At 54.5% G+C, this 264-nt stretch carries 1 pseudogene; it reads left to right on the top strand.

The annotated features are described in order from the left end of the window. Window positions 1-13: 13 nt before the first annotated feature. Window positions 14-264 (top strand): annotated as a pseudogene (locus tag SB725_RS31830) (type VI secretion system contractile sheath large subunit); the annotation flags it as partial.

Here is a 264-nt window from a genome sequence, read left to right as displayed (position 1 = left end):
ACGGAGCGAACCCATGCCAAAGCAAAACAGCACTACCGTCGCCGTTGATACCCCTGCCGAAACGTTGAGCCCAACCACGCTGCTTGACCAGATCATGGCGCAAACCAAATTGGTGCCTGCGCAAGAAGGCTATCAGGTCGCCCGGCAGGGTGTATCTGCCTTTATTGCCGACATCCTCAAAAACCATGACCCAGAGCAACTTATCAATAAGCACCGTGTCGACCAGATGATTGCGGAACTGGACCGGGTGCTCAGCAAGCAGAT

This window comes from Pseudomonas sp. SIMBA_041, from assembly GCF_046535095.1.
Classification (GTDB): Bacteria; Pseudomonadota; Gammaproteobacteria; order Pseudomonadales; family Pseudomonadaceae; genus Aquipseudomonas; species Aquipseudomonas mucoides.
This window is presented reverse-complemented; position numbering and strand designations above follow the sequence as displayed.